This is a genomic window from Sphaerisporangium sp. NBC_01403 (genome assembly GCF_045040145.1).
GTDB lineage: Bacteria > Actinomycetota > Actinomycetes > Streptosporangiales > Streptosporangiaceae > Sphaerisporangium > Sphaerisporangium viridialbum.
Map to the genome: position 1 here is coordinate 7,764,267 of NZ_CP109534.1, position 18,465 is coordinate 7,782,731.

Sequence of the window (18,465 nt, forward strand, 5' to 3'; positions counted from 1 at the left end):
GACATCGATTGCACATCCCGGCAGGCTTTACGAAACTGCCTGGGCGGCAGGTGGTGAATTCGGTTGTTTCGAGGTTGTTCCGAATAGCGTCGATCGATGTGTCCCCTCAGCGATGGTGGGGAATGCGTAGAGCCTCGTAGCAGTACCTGGACGTCGACGGTCCCTTTCGCCTGCCGGGCGTTCTCGCCTGTCCGGGGGCGGAGTTCTGCCGTTCGTGCGTCGCCGTCTCGACTCGTTTCTGAAGGCAGGGGGGTGTCGCGGTCGTGGCTGCTGTGGTGCATCCAGAGCCAGATCTTGAGTTGGCCTGGTCGTCTTCTTTCGATGGATCGGAGATCTGATGCGCGTCGCCCTCCTCACCACGACTCAGCATGGTCACCTGAACCCGTATGTTCCGGTGGTCAATGCGCTCCGAACTGCCGGCAGTGAGGTTGCGCTGCTGCTGTTGTCTGCGGACGGTGGCGCGCTCGACGAGCAGCGTCGCCAGGCCTTGGGCAAGGCGCAGGTCCACGCGATCGGGCAGGTCGAGATGGCGCCGTGGAGCGGCGACCCGGCGAAGATCGGCCCGATGCTCCAGTCGTCGCCGGTGGCAGACCAGACAGCTGACGCGCTCCGTGCGACGGCGCCGGACTTCGTGCTCGTCGATTCGCTGCCGGTCACGGCGTCGGCCATGGTCGGCGCACAGGCGTCCGGCGTGCCGTACGGGATGATCTGGGCTAACCTGGGTGGAGTATGCCCGAGCGAGCATCGACGAGGTCGCTGGCCGTACGACGAGCAGGTCGGCGACTATCTGACCAGGCACGGGGTGTTGTGGTCGACCCGGACTCATTCGGCTCGTTCGCCGATTCTCAATTTGATGCCGACGATTCCTGCTCTCGTCGGGGACGACGCGGTCACCGATGACGGTGTGCAGCTGGTCGGGTTGCCGGGTGCGGCGGGGGCCCGCGGCGACGAGGTCGCCTTCTCGGGCCTGGGTCGGATCGACCCCGACCGCCCGGTGGTGTACGTCTCCTTCGGCACGATCTTCTACCGGCGGCCGGACCTGCTGCGCACGGTGATCACCGGGGCGGCGGCGACCGGTGCACAGGTGATCGCTGCGGTAGGAGATCTCGCCGAGGAGCTCGCGCTGCCCGACGAAGTGCTCACCGCCCCGTATCTGCCGCAACGTGAGGTGCTCGAGCGCGCCGACCTGTTCATCACCCATGGCGGGTACAACTCCGTGGCGGAGTCGATCCGGGCGGCGACACCGATGCTGGTGATCCCGCTGGCTGTGGATCAGCCTGTCCAGGCGTACTTCGTGGGTAGCGCGGGCTTCGGGACGGCGTTGGAGCCGGCCGGCGTCACCGAGCAGGCGGTCGCTGACGCTGTCACCGATCTGCTCGATCCCGCCCGGGACTACCGGGCCCGGCTGCGCGCTGCGCAGCCGGAGTGCGGCGATTCTGCCGTGCGCACGGCCGAGCTGGTCATCAGCACGGTCGAGACGCTACAGCGAAAGGGGGAGCAGTGACGATCGAACTGCAGCGGCCGGTGGGCGACCCGATCGTGGTCGATGATCTTGAGCGCCTCTCGTTCCGGGTGGATCGCCGCGCCTACACCGACGACGACCTGGCCGCACGGGAGATGACCAGGATCTTCGATCGCTGCTGGTTGTACGTCGGGCACGAATCGGAGGTGCCCGGGCCGGGCTCCTACGTGGCACGCGACGTCGGCGGGCGCCCGGTGGTCATGGCGCGCGGGTCCGACGGGGTGATCCGGGTGTTTGCGAACAGCTGCACTCACCGCGGGGCTCTGATCTGCTCGCAGCCGGCCGGGCAGGCCAGATCGTTCCGGTGCCCGTATCACGACTGGACGTTCTCCAACCAGGGCGACCTGGTCGGGGTCCCGATCCCGGACGGGTACGGGCCAGGCTTTCGGAAGGCGGACTTCGGCCTGGCGCAGCACCGTAGTGACAGTTACCGCGGTTTCGTGTTCGTCACCTTCGATCCGGAGCAGCCGCGCACCTTGACCGAGTACCTGGCGGGTGCGACGGAGTACCTCGATCTGATCGACGACCAGTCCGAGGTCGGGATGGAAGTGATCCAAGGTGCGCAACTCCACGGGGCTCGGGCCAACTGGAAGCTCATGATGGAGAACAGCGTCGACATCTACCACTTCCGGGCCCTGCACAAGCGTTACGTCGGCTACATGGAGTCGCTGGGGTCAGTGCCACCACGACGACGAGGCGGCTTCGGCTGCGCCCTCGGACTGGGGCATGGAGCCAACGAGCTGCCACCGGCGGCAGCCCGCCCGCTCGCCTACTGGACGCCGATGTTCGGCGCCGAGGTCCGGCCGCGGATCGAGGCGACGGCCGCACGGTTCGTCGACCGGTTCGGCGCCGAACGCGCCGAACGGATCACCGGCACCAATCGTGCGGTGCTGATCTTCCCCAACTTGATGATCATCGACGCGATCGCGATCACGATCCGCAAGATCGACCCGATCGGCGCCGGCCAGATGGCCATCACCTCGGTCGCCCTGGCCCCCAAGGACGAGGATCCGGACATCCGGGAACTCCGCAAGAGTCACTACCTGACGTTCCTCGGCCCCGCCGGCTTCGCCACTCCCGACGACATCGAGATCGTCGAGTCGTGCCAGCGGGGTTATCTCAACCGCACGGTCCGCTACTCGGATCTGTCACGCGGTATGAACAAGGAGGTCCCGGAGACGACCGACGAGCTTCCCGCCCGCGAGTTCTGGCGGCAGTGGGACCGGCTGATGCACGGCGACGACGGTCACCTCGAGGTCGCTCACCGGGCCGAGATGCAAGGGGCAGAACCACGATGACCACCGAGCTGACGGTCGACGAAGCGGCCCAGGTGCGGTTGTGGCACCGGGTGAGCCAGTTCCTTTTCCGTGAGGCGCGGCTGCTCGACGAGTGGCGCCTGCTCGAGTGGTACGACGAGATGCTGACCGACGACATCCGCTACTCGGTGCCGGCCACCGACGTCCGCGGCGAGACGGCCGATGCGCTCGGGCTCATCGACGATGATGCTGCCCGGCTACGCCAGCGGATCGAACAACTCCTCAACGGTGAGGTGTGGTGCGAGAACCCTCGGTCGCGGACGAATCGGATGATCAGCAACGTGGAGATCCTGACCGATCGGGGCACGCACCTCGACGTGGCGGCGAATGTCATCGTGTACCGGTTCGGGCACGGGCGCTCTGACGCCTACGTCGGAAAATGCCGGTTCGAGCTCGTCGTCGAGGGCGAGTCGTTCCGGGTCCGGCGACGGGTCGTGGTGCTCGACCACGAGACGTTGTACGAGCACGGAAAGCTCAGCATCATCCTGTGATCGGACAGTGACGGCGGCCGGCCCTGGCAGCGTCCCACCCGTTGCCGCCGCCCAGCCGAGTCTCCCTCGCGAGGTCTACGTCCTCAGTGTCGTTGGTGGCTGCGTCATGCTGGGCCTGGGACTGGTGCTCCCGGTGCTCCCGGTGTACGCGGCGACGTTCGGGGCCGGGCCCACCCAGATCGGAGCGCTCGTCGCCCTGTTCGCGTTGATGCGGCTGGCCACCAGTCCGTTCTGCGGCCGGCTCGGAGTTCGTTTCGGGGAGCGGCGAGTCCTGGTCGCCGGCCTGCTGCTATGTGCGGTCTCCTCGGCCCTGACGGCGTTCGCCGGGTCCTACGGGCAGCTGCTCGTGTTCCGCAGCCTCGGCGGCGTCGGCTCAGTGCTGTTCTCGGTGTCCGCACTGGCGACACTCCTGGCGATCGCGCCGGCCGACCAGCGGGGCCGGGCCAGCGCCGTGTTCGAAGCAGGCTTCCTGCTCGGCGGGATCTGCGGACCAGCACTGGGCGGGCTCCTCGCTCTCATCGCCCTGTCCGCGCCGTTCGTGGCGTACGCCGTGCTGTTGCTGGCCGCCGCGGTACTGACACTGGCGGTGCTCCGCACCGGCCGAACTGCCGGCGCAGAGCCTGGCCGTGACGTGGTCCGGCTACCGGTCCTGCTGCGGGATCGACGCTACTTGGTGGCTTGCCTCGCAGCGTTGGCGCAGGGATGGGTCTTGTTCGGGCTGCGCAGCGCACTGGTCCCCACGGTGGTTGTGGCGTGGCGACATGACGTGACGTGGGTCGGGTGGGCGTTCACGATATCCGCCGTCGTTCAGGCGCTGCTGATCATGCCGGCCGGCCGGGTTGTCGATCGGGCCGGCCGCCGGCCCGCCATGATCGCCGGCACCGGTGTGGCTGCGGCGGCGATCACAGCCTTGGTGTTCGTGGACGGGTACGCCTGGCTCGTCGTCCTGCTCAGTGTGTACGCGGCGGGATCAGCGCTGCTCAACGCCGCACCGGCCGCGCTGATCGGTGACGTCGTCGCCGGCCGGGCCGGCAGTGGCGTCGCCGTCTTCTCGATGTGCACCGATGTCGGCGCCGTAGTCGGACCGGTCGTCGTTGGGCTCATCGCCGAGCGGGTGAGTGTTCCGGCCGCCTTCGGCAGCGGCGCCGCGCTGCTGGTCGTCGCCTTCGTGGCGTCGTGGACGTTGACAACTGTTCGGCCAACACGAAGGAGTTGATCGATGAATCAGCCGTCTGCCCGACATGAGCGGGGTGAGGCCATGTTCCAGCAGGTCTTCGGCCGCGAACCGCGCCCGGGTTCCTACCCGGAGTTCCTGCAGATCACCGTCGACCACTTGTTCGGTGAGATCTGGACCCGCCCGCACCTGAGCGTCGAGGAGCGCGAACTGGTCGCGCTGACCGCGGTCACGCTGGCGCGGACCGATTGGGAGTTGCGCGGCCACATCGGTGCCGCCCTGCACCTCGGGATGTCGCGAGAGAAGATCGTCGAAGTCATCATTCAGCTCGCCTACTACGGTGGCTGGCCGGTCGCCAACAACGGGCTGCGCGTCGCCCAGGAGGTCTTCGCCGAGCTGGACGGCGCCACCGGGAGGGACGCGGACCATGACCAGTGAACTGTCTCCCCTCGACCCGGCCGAGAAGGTCGACCTGTGGCGCCAGCGGTTCTTCGAGGCCCAGGCGGCCGCAGAGGAGTTCATCCTGGGAGAGCACGGCGAAGAAGGCCTGGCTGCGTGGATCCAGGCAAACTCCCGCATCACCGCGGAGCTACTGCAAGCGCAACGGCCCGCCGGGGTATCCGCCACCGATCACTTCATGACCCGGCTGCAGCGTCAGCTGTTGCTGTACGACTCGGCAGTGACCAGTGAGCCCCAGCCCTCGGGCACCGTCCTGCGCAACGCCGACTGTGGGATCCTCCGGTACCGCAAACGGGCCGCCCGCGCCGGCGTCATACTGACGTTCTCGTCACCGTGCCCGTACTGCCAGGAACTCAACACCGCCATCGCCGCCCGCTACGTGGAACCGGACGTCACGGTGTCGTGCGAACAGGCGGGCGGCGGGTGCACCTGGCGCGCGGAATCTCCTCACGCTCCAGGAGAGGACGCGGCCGGGTCACCGCACCGTGGACGAGCCGGTGATTGAACCAACGGCAGTGCCGTGCGGTCGTTGGCCGGCGACCGGCTGCCGTCGAGCGTCATGCCGAGTTGCCGGCCCACGGCCACACACAGGTCGAGCGCCGCGGTGCGGGTCAGGTCCTGATGATCGTTCTGGGTGAAGCACGCCGACGCCACGTTCTTGTTCCGTAGGCGCAGGTACCACGGGAACAACGATCCCAGTGCAGGCTCGGTCAGCATCGTGCGCGAATGCACGATCGTCCCCACCAGCAGGTTGCCGAACGGGCGTTGCCTGGCGTTCATGAAGCTCTTCAAGCGTTCCTGGAAGATCTTCAGCACCGCGGGTACGTTCCCCGCGTACACCGGCATGGCGAGCAGCATCGCCTGCGCACCCTCGGCCAGATCGACGACATGCTCGAAGTCGTCGTCGAGCGTGCACCGGCCCACCTCGGGATCCAGGCAGGTGTCCTCGCCTTCGCACATCGCGATGCGATGGTCGATCAACCGAATCCGCTGGATCTCCGCGTCACTGACCTCCCGGACGACGCCGGTAATCGCCGCCTCGAGCAGCGCGTCGGTCAGCGACGGGAGACGCTTCTGCGTGCAGGACAACGCAACGATCTTCATCCAAAGGGCCTCCCCTGTCCGCTCAGCGCCACCCAAGACCGGCCACCTGACGAAGCCCCCGTGGCCGCACACTGAGGAAGCCTCAACCTACCCACAATTGAGCACCACCGAAACGGGTATCGAAAAAAACCACGAGCAGGCGCCCTCACCGCCGTCGGGCTGTAACGCCTCACTTTGTCGCTTGAACCGCGCCGGGTTTCGTGGAGACTCTGGTGTACCCCGAGTTCGGTGGAGTCGGCTTGGTTGACTCTCATGCCAGCTGGGCGTTCGGGTAGAGCATCTCGTACTCGATGGGGGTGAGCATCCCCAAGGCGCTGTGGCGTCGTTACCGGTTGTGGAAGATCTCCAGGTATTCGAAAATCGCATTGGCCAGCTCGATGCGGGTCTTCCACCGTTTGCGGTTGAGCAGTTCGGTCTGCATCCGTCCCCAGAACGACTCGATGACGGCGTTATCGAAGCAGTCACCGATCGATCCCATGGACGGGACCAGGCCGGAAGCCTTGGCGCGCTGGGTGAAGGCCCAGGATATGCAGGGAGGGCTTCACCTGACGATCAAGACTCCTCCGCACCACAGAATCGACAAGCTCTGGCGCGAAGCTGTGACCTTGTTCGATCAGGCCGACGCTTTCGGTGAAGACGACGAGACGATGCGGAATGTGGAGCGTCTAATTCTCCAGCTCCACGAACTGGACCCGACAGCGCAGGAGTCGCGCTATCCAATCACCACAAGGGGTTCTCCCACGCTTACCAACGTCTTGTATCTCGACATGCGTACCTTCCATGACGCCATGGAGAGCGTGGTCAGCTTTTCACCGGATCGGATGTGGGTCTCACCGAACACTTCAGGATGCGTGACGAGATCGCCCGGGAGATGTACAACGGGGGTATCTGATGACGTTGCTGTCAGCGTTGCTGTCACTGGACATCAAAAAGCCCCGGGCCTTGATTGGCTCGGGGCGTTTGTGCTGCTCAGTTACTGTGGTCAGGGGCGGGGTCGAACCGCCGACCTTCCGCTTTTCAGGCGGACGCTCGTACCGACTGAGCTACCTGACCCGGTGGTGATGAGACATCCACCAGAGCGGTCCTGACGGGACTTGAACCCGCGACCTCCACCTTGACAGGGTGGCGAGCACTCCAAACTGCTCTACAGGACCTTGCTTGCCGGGAGTCTGTGACTCTCGGCCTTTGCGCTCGCTTAGCCTACCAGCTCTCCGGAGATCTTCGACCTTCCGTCTTACTGGTGAGCGTCAGCTCACGCGTGCCCCCAACGGGATTCGAACCCGTGCCGCCGCCTTGAAAGGGCGGTGTCCTAGGCCGCTAGACGATGGGGGCTCAGGACTCTCGCCCTGGTTCCGTGACGCCTTCCGTCGGAGACCTCTGAAGCATAGGGGACGTGGGCCCTCGATGCCAAAGTGGTCATCGCCGGAACGGCGACTCGGTGCCGGAACCCTCTCCCGTTGGCGACGAGGTCGGAACCGGCTCCGGGGAAATTGTACGGCCAGGCTCGCTCTCCACGTGACGTTGGATCTGCACCCATTGCTCCCCGAGGCCTCCAAGCGTCACGTCGTCCCAGGCCTGGAGGCGACGGGAGGTCCTGTCGAAGTAGAGCACCGTGGCCTGGATCGGCGTGGGCTCGTCGTGTTCGAGTCCCCGAAGGCCCGCTCCTCCGGTCGATCCCTGGATCATCAGCCGGGTGCCCGAGGGAAGCATCTCGGTCGACCGCTCGTGGACGTGGCCGGCCAGGACCAGCGGCGATGCCCCGCCGAACGCCCGTCCGACCGTGGGGTCGTGGACGGCGACGACGTCTACGGGGATCTTGTTGCCACCGGAATCTCCGGAAGTGCCAGAACCTGCCGGATTCGTCGTGCTGTTCGTCAGCTTGGACGACGGAGACGGGGATGCCTCGATCGAGGGCTTCGAGGCGGCCGGCTTCCCGTCGTCGCCCGCGGGTGTCAGGCGGGCGGCGTGAGCGCGTCCGAGATCCAGCAGCATCTGGGCGTCGGATTTGACGTCGACGGTCTTGTCGGGCGTGAACCGAGGGTCACCGACGCCGTAGATGCGCAGGCCCTCCACGGTCTTCTCAGCGCCGTCCAGGACTATCGCGTTCTTCTGCCGGGCGACCGCCCGCTGGGTGGCGATGGAGTCATGGTTCCCGCGGACGTACACGTACGGAACCCTGAGCGTGCCGATTTCCTCGACGAACTTGTTCTCCGCCTTCGTCCCGTGGTCGGCGATGTCACCCGTGTCCAGGATCAGGTTGATCTTGAATTGATCCTTCAGCGAGCGGATCATGTTCCAAGCGACCGGATTGAGGTGGATGTCCGAGACGTGCAGGACACGCAGGGTGTTCGGATCGGGCGAGTACACCGGGAGCGTCGTTCCGGCGTGGTAGAGCTGGGAGACGTTGGTGACCAGCTTGGCGAGCTGGCCTCGATACTCCGAGAAGCGCGAGACGATCGACTCCGCGCTGCCGATGAGCGAGGGCACACCGGTGAGCAGGCCGGTGTACCTCGGCTCGGCGATGGACCGGGGGTTGAAGGTCATCACCGACAGCAGACCGACCAAGGCCACCGCCGTGAAACTACCCAGACCCGTCCACAGCGCCCGCCGCCACTTCCGGAAGACGATGAGGCCGGTCACGAGACCGCCGATGACCGCGAACACGACGGCTCTGATGACGAGCTCCCGCAGTCCCGCCTGAAGGTCGGCCTCGATGAGGTCGGGGAGCGTCTCGGCCCAGCGGGGGCTCTCCAGGAGTTGCTGGGCGACGTCCGCGTGGATGCCGTCGAGGCTGAGGCTCAGCCGTAAGGGCCCGTGGTGGGAGTCGAACCTCAGGGTGCCGAGGGGCCGTACGTCCACGACCGTCTGGCCGTCCCAGGACGGTTGCAGGCTCATCCCGATCTGTGCGGGACCCACTGTGGTGCTCACGTGGGCGCCTATCGCGATCCCCAGCCAGGCCCCGGCCACCGCGACGATGCCGATCAGCAGGACGTTGGCCGTCCGGCGTACGGCACGTCGCTCGTTCACCCGCCGGGCGGCTTCCTTTAAGCGCATGAAATTCATCGTCGTCTTGCCTACCCGAAAACACGGTCCGACTCATAGCAGCCACGAGTCATGCTCGGTGTCGGTGATAGTCAAGAAAGCTTCTGCCGCGCCTCGGGCGCCCGGCACCCTCCTGACCGTACGAGCTACCGCACCCTCGCGTACCGGTGACACGATTGAACGGTGATCGAGGTTTCGCGGGAGAAGTTCGAGGAGCTCGTTGCCGAGGCGCTGGACACGATCCCGCCCGAGCTGGCGCGTGTGATGGAGAACGTGGTGATGGTCGTCGTGGACGATCCACCCGAGCCAGGGCTTCTCGGGCTGTATACCGGCATCCCGCTGACCGAGCGGGGTGAGTGGTACTCGGGCGTCCTCCCCGACCGCATCGAGATCTACCGGAACTCGATCTGCGGGATCTGCGAGACAGAGGATGAGGTGGTCGAAGAAGTTCAGATCACCGTGGTCCACGAAATCGCTCATCATTTCGGGATCGATGATGACCGTCTCCACGAGCTCGGCTGGTAGGCCCGGAACGGCGGCTTCTCTGTTACAGCTCGCCTACCCGGCGGGACTCCTCTGGACATATCCGCTGATAACGGCCTTGCGCTGAGATCCGTACGGCCAGCAGGGTTGCGCAACCGCGCCCGCAGTCGGCACCGTAGGTGACATACTGAACACGGTCTGTCAGGAACGGCCCAGCGAGCGCAGCGGAGACATATGGCGGCCACGAGGCCAGGCCGGCTGCCCGGGCGGCACCGCCGATCGCCGGAAAGCCAAGCGACGTACAGCGAGGTCATCGCCATCGGCGAGTTCCGTGCGCTGTGGGTCGGTCAGTGCCTTTCCTTGCTCGGCGACCAGCTTGCCCAGGTCGCGCTGGCACTCCTCGTGTTCGAAAGGACTCGCTCCCCGCTGGCCACCGCCGGGGTCTACGCCCTGACCTACCTTCCGCCGATCGTCGGCGGACCGCTGCTCGCGGGGCTCGCCGACCGGTTCGCGCGGCGTCAGATCATGATCGTGTGTGACCTCACCAGGGCGCTTCTGGTCGGTCTGATGGCCGTGCCCACCATGCCGTTCCCTGTGCTGTGCGCACTGGTCTTCTGCGTGGTGCTGCTCAGCTCGCCGTTCACGGCCGCCCGGGCGGCGCTGCTGCCGGAGATCCTGGAGGGCGATCGGTACGTAGCGGGCTCGGCGCTGCAGAACATGACCAACCAGGGCGTGCAGATGCTGGGCTTCGCCGCCGGGGCCGGGGTGATCGCGACCATTGGCGCCTATCGTGGCCTCGCGCTGAACGCGCTGACCTTCGTGGCCTCGGCGCTCATCCTCGCGGCCGGCGTGCGGCGGCGTCCCGCGCCTGACCCTGAGGACGATACGCACGCTTCCATGTGGGCGATGACCAAGGCCGGGGCTCGGCTCGTCTTCGGCGACAGGCGGCTGCGCACGCTCGTCCTGTTCGCCTGGCTCTGCGGCTTCTACGTGCTTCCCGAGGGCATCGCCGTGCCGTACGCCGCGACGCTCAGCGATGATCCGAGAGGCGTCACGCTGATCACGGGCCTGCTCATGGCCGCCATGCCGACGGGGACGGTGCTGGGGGCCTTCGCGTTCAGCCGGTTCGTGGCGCCGACCGGGCGCCTGCATGCCATGGGGTGGATGGCGATGCTCAGCTGCGCCCCGCTGATCGGGTGCGCGATGCGGCCTCCGCTGGCCGTCGTGCTGGCCCTGTGGATCCTCGCCGGGGTGGGTGGGGCGTACCAGCTCGCGGCGAATGCCGCGTTCGTGCAGTGTGTGCCTGCCAACCGCCGGGGCCAGGCCTTCGGGTTGGTCCAGTCCGGCTTGCTCGCGGCCCAGGGCATCGGCATCCTCATCGGCGGCGCCGCCGCGCAAGCACTCGGCCCAGAGCCGGTGGTCGCCCTCGCCGGAGCGGCGGGGCTCTCCGTGGCCGCGCTACTGGCCATGCTCTGGACCGAGTCTCGTACCGAGATCATCACCAGGGTCCGCACCCAGGTGACCTAGGCGTTCGTGGGGGGCTCGTCCACCGGCGACTGCGGCCGGCTCGTCGGCGACTGCGGGTGCGGCTGGGGAGCCGGGGCGGCGTAGGGGGCCTGGTCCGCCGAGTACGGCGACTGGTCGGCGTAGGACGGCCGGTTGCCGTACGGGGAGGCGTCCTGGGGCCGCGACGGCTGCTGCCAGTAGGACGAGACCTGCTGCCAGGTGGACCCTGAGCCGCTCTTCTGCTTGTTGATGAGGTCCTGGACGATGGAGGTGTTCTTGCCCTCTTCGGGGATCAGCAGCCACGCGACCGCGTAGATGCCGACGCCGAGGCCGCCGAAGAAGGTGGCGACGGCGAGTCCGAGCCGGATGATGTTGGCGTCGATGCCGATGAACTCGCTCGCACCTGAGCACACGCCGGCGACGATCCTGCCTTCGCGGGTGCGGCGGAGTTCCTTGGTGGTGGAATGGCCCTGAATGTTCATCTCGTTCATGGCTCCAGACTGCCCTGAGGGGCCCCGTTCGCACATCGGGATTCCCCCTGGCCCGACCCTGGTGACTCCCTGAAGCCTGCTAACGTTCAAGGAACCGCTTGGGCCTCACCCTGACAGGGAACCACGTCGAGTGAAGGCCGTGTCGCCCGGCTCCAGACCGTATCGAAACGGGCGAGAGGGGAAGGCAGTCGCGCAGGGGGCGGTACGCTCAGTACCCTGCAATCTAGCTGGGCCGCTAGCTCAATGGCAGAGCTGCGGACTTTTAATCCGTAGGTTCAGGGTTCGAGTCCCTGGCGGCCCACCAGCAAAAACATCGGTCTTGGATCTTGCCCTCGACCGCACTACAGCCACTCGCTACAGCCAAGAGGGTCGGACCCCGTCTCAGGAGCCCGACCCTCGCACTTCACACTGATCACCCGAACAGCCTCTTGGCCACCGCGTCGACAGCCGCCCGCTCGACCTCGGGCAGGACGTGAGCGTACGTGTTCATGGTCAGCCCGATCTGACTGTGACCGAGCGTCTTCATCACCGTTCTCGGCGAGGCACCGCAAGCGATCAGGAACGAGGCGCAGGCGTGGCGAAGGTCGTGCAGCCGCAGCCAGTGGAGCCCCGCTTTGGCCCTGGTCTTGCGCCACCTCGTACTGAGGTTCCCCGGCTCTATGGGCGTGCGACCGGGGACGCCCGCCACCGGGCACACGTACTGTCCGCCGAAGCCCACCACGTCGCCGCCTCCATCCTGCTCAAGCAAGATGACAAGGGCCTTGCCTGGCTGGCAGCCGACCGCAGCACCCAAGCCGCCCATGCCTCAGAGAATTCCCTGGTGATCGGCTCCAGCGCCCGCATCATCACCCGCGCCCTCATGGACGGCAAGCACCACCGCGCCGCCATCACCACGGCCAGCACCGCAGCCCAGCGCATGGACACCGACCTCACCCAACCGAGCGACAACGACCTATCGGTGTACGGATCCCTGTTGCTCAGCGGAGCTGTCGCCGCCGCCCAGACCGGGAACCGGCACACCGCCGCCGAACTCCTCGACGAGGCCGGCCAAGCCGGGCGCCGACTCGGCCACGACGGCAACCACATGTGGACCGCCTTCGGCCCGAACAACGTCCTATGCCACCGGGTGAACATCGCCCTCACCATGGGCGACGCCGGCACCGCGGTCGACTACGCCAGGCAGGTCAACATCGACGCCCTACCGATCAACGAGCGGAAAGCCACACTCCTGCTCGACACTGCCCGCGCGTTCCTCACCTGGAACAAACACGACCAAGCCCTCTACGTCCTACGCGCCGCCGGCGAAATCGCCCCCGAAGAGATCACCGCCCGACCCGCCACTCTGCGCCTGGTCCGCGACCTCCTCGCCACCGCGCCCATCACCGTCCGGCGTGAAACCCGCGAGTACGCCGAATCCCTCGGAGTGTCCGCGTGAGCAAGGTTCTCTACATCATCGTGTGCGCCGCCGGCCCCGCCGGAGACGTTGGCAAGCTCGTCACGCTGGCTCAAGACGCCGGATGGACGGTCCCAATCATCGCCACCCCGCCCGCACTCGACTTCATCGACGTACCAGCCCTGGAGAAGCAGACCGGCCGCCCCGTCCGCAGCCAGTACCGCAAACCAGGAGAACCGAAGTCGCCCAGGGCAGACGCCATCATCGTGGCCCCCGCCACCTACAACACCATCAACAAGTTCGCCCAAGGCATCGCCGACACCTACGCCCTCGGCCTACTAGCCGAAGCCCCCGGCCTCGGCATCCCCGTCGCCATCCTGCCGTTCGTGAACTCCGCCCTAGAGAGCCGGGCACCGTTCCGCCGAAGCGTCGACCATCTACGCGCCGAAGGCGTCCAGGTCCTCATCGGTCCCGGACAGTTCGAGCCCCACGCCCCCAGCTCCGGAGCCGACCACACCGACGCCTACCCGTGGCATCTCGCCGTGTCCGCCCTTCCCTCGTCGGAAACGTAGACGGACGTAGTTCGGATCTTGCCGAATTGTTCTGTTATGTATCAAGCGGCGGCGCGCCGCGCCACCGTACGCCCCGCGCCGACGTCCCCGCGCCGCGCATGCGGCCTGGGGGCCGGTCACGGCGCGGGCGCCGCGCGGGGCATCGCCGTAGGCGCACCCCGCCGTACGTCAGTGCCTCGCCAACCACCGGCCCGCCGCCACCACTACAGGTTGCGATCGCGCTGCGGTCAGTCGCCGTACGGGGCCGAGGGCGATCGAAGGGCCGGGACTTCGTTCCTCAGCCCCGACCCACCGGATTCCCAGGGGCCGGAGCGTGCAGAAACCGAGAGTTGCGCTCTCAGAGCACCGGCTACGGTAGCCGGGCTTTGTCCTGGCGCTCAAGCACGCTCGTCCGGGCGGAGAACGAAGCACCCCACAAGAAGCCGATTGGGAGCAGGGAAAGGATCACCATCTCCACCCCAGGCAACAAGGCCGCGAACACCTTGAAAGCAGCAAGTGAGGCAACTGCCAGCAGCACCCAGAACAAAGTGTGCCTCACAGCGGCCCGGATGCCGGCCCTGATGAAGGCGACCACCACACAGACAAGTCCGGCTAGGAACGAGACGCGTTCCAGAACGCTCACGTCATGCAACACGTAAACGCTAGCGAAGCAGGCATAGGACCCAACGAGCCACGCGCCAGGACGCCGAAGACCCCCCCAGCCTGCCGTCAGCAGCAGCCAGAGCGGCAAACAGATCAACAACAGCACCCATGCGATCCATGACAATGCTTGCGTGCGTTGGAACTGCGCTGCGGACACTGCGATCAATGCGAGAAGGAGCGCGGAATTCATCCAAAGGTTCTTGCTCCGTAACCACACCGGCATCGTCGCTCCTCGTAGGTAGATCTGATCATGCCTCTACCATTAGCCTCGATCTTTCGCGATCTTCGTTTGGTCGGCTGAGCGGTTCGGCTGGGAGTTGAATTCGCCGTTGTGGTCAGCCCAGTGGCCCGGCTGTCGCGCCGGGTGGGCGGGGTTCCACGGGCCCGACGGGCTCCTTTCGTGCTTGTTGGGGCGGTTTTGTGGTGGTCAGGTCGGTGCGGGTAGTGCTTGTAGCCGGGCGATGGCGGCGGTGAGCTGGCCGGCCCAGGGCCAGCGCGCGGGCAGGCGCAGTCGTAGCCTGCGGCCGCCGCGGACAAGGCGGGCGGCGACGGCGAACAGGCGTAGCCGAAGGCGTTTGGGTTCATACCGGCGGGCGTGCCCCTCCAGGGCGAGCATCTGCATCCAGGCCAGCAGTTCGCAGGCCAGCGCGACGATCTCCAGCCAGATCTGGTTCTGGGAGAAGTCATGCAGCGGGAGGTTGCGCAGGCCGGTGTCCTTGGCGGCTCGGATACGGTCCTCGCAGCGGGCGCGGCGGCGGTGGCGTAGCTCCAGATCGGCGAGCTGACCGGCTGGGGTGTTGGTGACAAAGCAGGTGAAGCGGTGCCCATCGATATCGGTGAACCGCAGTTGCGCCCCCGGGTGCGGGCGTTCCTTGCGAACGATGAGGCGCATCCCCTTCGGCCAGGCCGACAAATCCAGCATGCCGGTGAGCTCGGCGACCCAGGCGCCGGGCCGCACCTGCCGGTCGGCGTCGTAGGCCGGCGTCCAGGCACTGGCGGGCAGGGCCAGGATCGCGGCGCCGATGTCGTCGGTGAGGGTGAACCCGATCGAGTAGGGCAGTCGGCGGCCGGGCCGGGTCAGCCAGGTGAGGAACCCATGGGTGCCGCCGCCGGAGTCGGTGCGGATCAGCACACGGCGACGGCGGTTCTTGGGAAGCTGGGCCAGGGCCAAAGTGGTGGTGTCGATGTGGTCGGCGGCGGTGTTGGACCCGGCATTGCCCGCGCGCAGCATGATGGCCAATGGTTCACCGGCAGCGCCGGGGCCGTGGTCGGCGAAGGCCGTCATCGGGTGAAAGCCGAAGGTCTTCTTCCAGGTTGGTGTGGCCTGCTGTTTGTCGGAGTGGGCGATGACGATGGTGGCGTCGATGTCCAGCGGGATCAGTTCGCCCTCTGCGCCGGGCGCATCATGCCCGGCCAGGGCCCAGGCCCGCTCACGGGCGGCGGCACGGGCTACGCGGATGGCCTTCAGCGCCCGCATCGGGTCGGCGGCCAGTCGGTCGATCAGCCGCGAGACGGTGGGATCGGAGGCCACGGGGCCGAACAACTCGGGCTGAGCGCGCAGCATCGCGATGTCGGCCAGGCAGTCCCCGCCCAGCGCCAAAGTGACAGCCAGATCAGCGATGACCTTGCCGGGATCGTGGACCGCCCGCGTCGGCCGCCACCGCTCCAACCGATCCGATAGCGCCCGCTGCAGACCGGTGATGCGCAACGTCTCCAACAGCAGCAGCCCGCCGGCCTGCGAGATGAGCCCCGAACCGTCGGCGGACACCACGATCTTGCGCTGAGAGACGATAGTCTTCACGTGAAAAGTGCCTTCTGAACTGGCGCGGATTGGACCCTAGACAAGCCCTATCCTCCCAGCTCAAAGGCACTTTTCTCATGTAAACGATCAAGATGACTCAAATTCGCCGCGAAAGCCGCAGGTTAGTTCGGGGCAAGCGAGCACCAGCATGGTCAAGCGTCCATAGCCGTACCTCCAGTAGCGCTCGACCTTGCCCCCTGGCCCAGCCCGCCACCCCTTCGGGTGGTCGACGGCAGATGGGGGATCAGGCACTTGGCTGTACAGCCACCAGTACAGCCAAGAGCGCGGACAACGGCGGAATCCAGCGAACGTCCCCGGACACTGCACACCCAGGTCAGAGCCCCGGACTTTGATCGAAGCGTCTTCTTTTAATCCGTAGGTTCAGGGTTCGAGTCCCTGGCGGCCCACCAGCAAAAACACCCTCGGATTGACCTTCATCCGAGGGTGTTTGCTAACACTTCTGCTAACCTCGATCTTTCGCGATCTTCGTTTGGTCGGCTGAGCGGTTCGGCTGGGAGTTGAATTCGCCGTTGTGGTCAGCCCAGTGGCCCGGCTGTCGCGCCGGGTGGGCGGGGTTCCACGGGCCCGACGGGCTCCTTTCGTGCTTGTTGGGGCGGTTTTGTGGTGGTCAGGTCGGTGCGGGTAGTGCTTGTAGCCGGGCGATGGCGGCGGTGAGCTGGCCGGCCCAGGGCCAGCGCGCGGGCAGGCGCAGTCGTAGCCTGCGGCCGCCGCGGACAAGGCGGGCGGCGACGGCGAACAGGCGTAGCCGAAGGCGTTTGGGTTCATACCGGCGGGCGTGCCCCTCCAGGGCGAGCATCTGCATCCAGGCCAGCAGTTCGCAGGCCAGCGCGACGATCTCCAGCCAGATCTGGTTCTGGGAGAAGTCATGCAGCGGGAGGTTGCGCAGGCCGGTGTCCTTGGCGGCTCGGATACGGTCCTCGCAGCGGGCGCGGCGGCGGTGGCGTAGCTCCAGATCGGCGAGCTGACCGGCTGGGGTGTTGGTGACAAAGCAGGTGAAGCGGTGCCCATCGATATCGGTGAACCGCAGTTGCGCCCCCGGGTGCGGGCGTTCCTTGCGAACGATGAGGCGCATCCCCTTCGGCCAGGCCGACAAATCCAGCATGCCGGTGAGCTCGGCGACCCAGGCGCCGGGCCGCACCTGCCGGTCGGCGTCGTAGGCCGGCGTCCAGGCACTGGCGGGCAGGGCCAGGATCGCGGCGCCGATGTCGTCGGTGAGGGTGAACCCGATCGAGTAGGGCAGTCGGCGGCCGGGCCGGGTCAGCCAGGTGAGGAACCCATGGGTGCCGCCGCCGGAGTCGGTGCGGATCAGCACACGGCGACGGCGGTTCTTGGGAAGCTGGGCCAGGGCCAAAGTGGTGGTGTCGATGTGGTCGGCGGCGGTGTTGGACCCGGCATTGCCCGCGCGCAGCATGATGGCCAATGGTTCACCGGCAGCGCCGGGGCCGTGGTCGGCGAAGGCCGTCATCGGGTGAAAGCCGAAGGTCTTCTTCCAGGTTGGTGTGGCCTGCTGTTTGTCGGAGTGGGCGATGACGATGGTGGCGTCGATGTCCAGCGGGATCAGTTCGCCCTCTGCGCCGGGCGCATCATGCCCGGCCAGGGCCCAGGCCCGCTCACGGGCGGCGGCACGGGCTACGCGGATGGCCTTCAGCGCCCGCATCGGGTCGGCGGCCAGTCGGTCGATCAGCCGCGAGACGGTGGGATCGGAGGCCACGGGGCCGAACAACTCGGGCTGAGCGCGCAGCATCGCGATGTCGGCCAGGCAGTCCCCGCCCAGCGCCAAAGTGACAGCCAGATCAGCGATGACCTTGCCGGGATCGTGGACCGCCCGCGTCGGCCGCCACCGCTCCAACCGATCCGATAGCGCCCGCTGCAGACCGGTGATGCGCAACGTCTCCAACAGCAGCAGCCCGCCGGCCTGCGAGATGAGCCCCGAACCGTCGGCGGACACCACGATCTTGCGCTGAGAGACGATAGTCTTCACGTGAAAAGTGCCTTCTGAACTGGCGCGGATTGGACCCTAGACAAGCCCTATCCTCCCAGCTCAAAGGCACTTTTCTCATGTAAACGATCAAGATGACTCAAATTCGCCGCGAAAGCCGCAGGCTAACAGCGGCCTACGGGGCCGGCTTCAGCGCTTGGGCGAAGATGTCAGCCGCCGACGCTTCTGCCGTCCGGATCACGTGGGCGTACACCTTCAGGGTGATCGCGGGGTCGGCGTGGCCGAGCCGAGCGGCGACCACGTGCACCGGCACGCCGGCGAGGAGAAGCGTGGTCGCGTGGACGTGGCGAAGGTCGTGCAGCCGAGCGAACGGGAGCGGTACCGTCGGCGCCTGTCCCTTGGCGGGGGCGTTGTAGGCCTTCACGAGGTCCCTGATGAGTTGGGTGACGGTGTCCGGGTAGATCGGCCGCCCGAGGCCTGTCGTGAAGACGTGAGCTCTGGGGAGTCAG

The 18,465-nt window shown here is 66.8% G+C and carries 17 protein-coding genes, 4 tRNA genes and 2 pseudogenes; 11 read left to right on the forward strand and 12 right to left on the reverse strand.

Annotation, left to right across the window (positions count from 1 at the left end):
- Window positions 1-337: 337 nt before the first annotated feature.
- From OG589_RS34770 to OG589_RS34795, 6 genes are read left to right on the forward strand one after another with little or no spacing between them, the layout of a single operon-like run.
- A complete protein-coding gene (locus OG589_RS34770; protein WP_405142453.1) occupies window positions 338-1,504 on the forward strand; it encodes a glycosyltransferase in 1,167 nt (388 codons plus the stop codon).
- Complete coding sequence (locus OG589_RS34775) at window positions 1,501-2,820, forward strand: aromatic ring-hydroxylating dioxygenase subunit alpha (RefSeq protein ID WP_405142455.1); 1,320 nt, start codon at window positions 1,501-1,503, stop codon at window positions 2,818-2,820. The genes OG589_RS34770 and OG589_RS34775 overlap by 4 nt, the downstream gene beginning before the upstream one ends.
- Window positions 2,817-3,329, forward strand: a complete 513-nt coding sequence (locus OG589_RS34780; protein WP_358046591.1) for an aromatic-ring-hydroxylating dioxygenase subunit beta — start codon at window positions 2,817-2,819, stop codon at window positions 3,327-3,329. Before OG589_RS34775 ends, OG589_RS34780 begins: the two co-directional genes overlap by 4 nt.
- A 7-nt stretch (window positions 3,330-3,336) precedes the next feature.
- The gene (locus tag OG589_RS34785; protein ID WP_405142456.1) at window positions 3,337-4,545 is read left to right on the forward strand and encodes an MFS transporter; all 1,209 of its coding nucleotides are present in this window, start codon (window positions 3,337-3,339) and stop codon (window positions 4,543-4,545) included.
- Between the two features lie 3 nt (window positions 4,546-4,548).
- Entirely contained in the window at window positions 4,549-4,941 is a 393-nt protein-coding gene (locus tag OG589_RS34790; RefSeq protein WP_405142458.1) for a carboxymuconolactone decarboxylase family protein, read from the forward strand.
- On the forward strand, window positions 4,931-5,467 hold the full coding sequence (locus OG589_RS34795) for a hypothetical protein (protein ID WP_405142460.1): 537 nt from the start codon (window positions 4,931-4,933) through the stop codon (window positions 5,465-5,467). The genes OG589_RS34790 and OG589_RS34795 overlap by 11 nt, the downstream gene beginning before the upstream one ends.
- Here the strand turns inward: OG589_RS34795 and OG589_RS34800 are convergent.
- From OG589_RS34800 to OG589_RS34825, 6 genes and pseudogenes are all read right to left on the reverse strand, one after another.
- Complete coding sequence (locus OG589_RS34800; protein ID WP_405142461.1) at window positions 5,410-6,066, reverse strand: flavodoxin family protein; 657 nt, start codon at window positions 6,064-6,066, stop codon at window positions 5,410-5,412. The genes OG589_RS34795 and OG589_RS34800 overlap by 58 nt on opposite strands.
- Before the next feature lie 328 nt (window positions 6,067-6,394).
- Window positions 6,395-6,592 (reverse strand): annotated as a pseudogene (locus tag OG589_RS34805) (IS3 family transposase); the annotation flags it as partial.
- Between the two features lie 453 nt (window positions 6,593-7,045).
- Window positions 7,046-7,119: transfer RNA gene (locus tag OG589_RS34810), tRNA-Phe, on the reverse strand.
- Window positions 7,120-7,145: 26 nt separating this feature from the next.
- Window positions 7,146-7,220 (reverse strand) — tRNA-Asp (locus OG589_RS34815).
- A gap of 105 nt (window positions 7,221-7,325) precedes the next feature.
- Window positions 7,326-7,398, reverse strand: a tRNA-Glu gene (locus OG589_RS34820).
- Window positions 7,399-7,482: 84 nt separating this feature from the next.
- Window positions 7,483-9,129: a metallophosphoesterase gene (locus tag OG589_RS34825; protein ID WP_405142462.1), complete on the reverse strand. Its 1,647-nt coding sequence runs from the start codon at window positions 9,127-9,129 to the stop codon at window positions 7,483-7,485.
- 162 nt (window positions 9,130-9,291) lie between these two features.
- On the opposite strand from OG589_RS34825, the gene OG589_RS34830 reads away from it, so the two are divergent.
- Complete coding sequence (locus OG589_RS34830) at window positions 9,292-9,633, forward strand: metallopeptidase family protein (RefSeq protein ID WP_405142464.1); 342 nt, start codon at window positions 9,292-9,294, stop codon at window positions 9,631-9,633.
- A gap of 192 nt (window positions 9,634-9,825) precedes the next feature.
- Window positions 9,826-11,118 (forward strand): MFS transporter, encoded by a 1,293-nt coding sequence (locus tag OG589_RS34835; RefSeq protein WP_405142466.1) that lies wholly within the window; start codon window positions 9,826-9,828, stop codon window positions 11,116-11,118.
- Here the strand turns inward: OG589_RS34835 and OG589_RS34840 are convergent.
- Window positions 11,115-11,588 carry a PspC domain-containing protein gene (locus OG589_RS34840; protein WP_405142467.1) on the reverse strand — a complete coding sequence of 158 codons (474 nt, stop codon included), beginning with the start codon at window positions 11,586-11,588 and terminating at the stop codon, window positions 11,115-11,117. The genes OG589_RS34835 and OG589_RS34840 overlap by 4 nt on opposite strands.
- 229 nt (window positions 11,589-11,817) lie before the next feature.
- Between OG589_RS34840 and OG589_RS34845 the strand changes: the two genes are divergently transcribed.
- Window positions 11,818-11,892 (forward strand) — tRNA-Lys (locus OG589_RS34845).
- Between the two features lie 108 nt (window positions 11,893-12,000).
- On the opposite strand, the gene OG589_RS34850 is transcribed toward OG589_RS34845, so the two are convergent.
- Window positions 12,001-12,336: a tyrosine-type recombinase/integrase gene (locus OG589_RS34850; RefSeq protein ID WP_405142469.1), complete on the reverse strand. Its 336-nt coding sequence runs from the start codon at window positions 12,334-12,336 to the stop codon at window positions 12,001-12,003.
- A gap of 72 nt (window positions 12,337-12,408) precedes the next feature.
- Between OG589_RS34850 and OG589_RS34855 the strand changes: the two genes are divergently transcribed.
- A complete protein-coding gene (locus OG589_RS34855; protein WP_405142471.1) occupies window positions 12,409-13,023 on the forward strand; it encodes a hypothetical protein in 615 nt (204 codons plus the stop codon).
- A complete protein-coding gene (locus tag OG589_RS34860; protein ID WP_405142473.1) occupies window positions 13,020-13,553 on the forward strand; it encodes a flavoprotein in 534 nt (177 codons plus the stop codon). Before OG589_RS34855 ends, OG589_RS34860 begins: the two co-directional genes overlap by 4 nt.
- A 349-nt stretch (window positions 13,554-13,902) precedes the next feature.
- On the opposite strand, the gene OG589_RS34865 is transcribed toward OG589_RS34860, so the two are convergent.
- From OG589_RS34865 to OG589_RS34880, 4 genes and pseudogenes are all read right to left on the reverse strand, one after another.
- Complete coding sequence (locus OG589_RS34865) at window positions 13,903-14,418, reverse strand: hypothetical protein (RefSeq protein WP_405142475.1); 516 nt, start codon at window positions 14,416-14,418, stop codon at window positions 13,903-13,905.
- A 204-nt stretch (window positions 14,419-14,622) separates the two neighbouring features.
- Complete coding sequence (locus OG589_RS34870) at window positions 14,623-15,996, reverse strand: IS1380 family transposase (protein ID WP_405142476.1); 1,374 nt, start codon at window positions 15,994-15,996, stop codon at window positions 14,623-14,625.
- Between the two features lie 628 nt (window positions 15,997-16,624).
- Complete coding sequence (locus tag OG589_RS34875) at window positions 16,625-17,998, reverse strand: IS1380 family transposase (protein WP_405142476.1); 1,374 nt, start codon at window positions 17,996-17,998, stop codon at window positions 16,625-16,627.
- 133 nt (window positions 17,999-18,131) lie between these two features.
- Window positions 18,132-18,434 (reverse strand): annotated as a pseudogene (locus OG589_RS34880) (tyrosine-type recombinase/integrase); the annotation flags it as partial.
- Window positions 18,435-18,465: the final 31 nt, after the last annotated feature.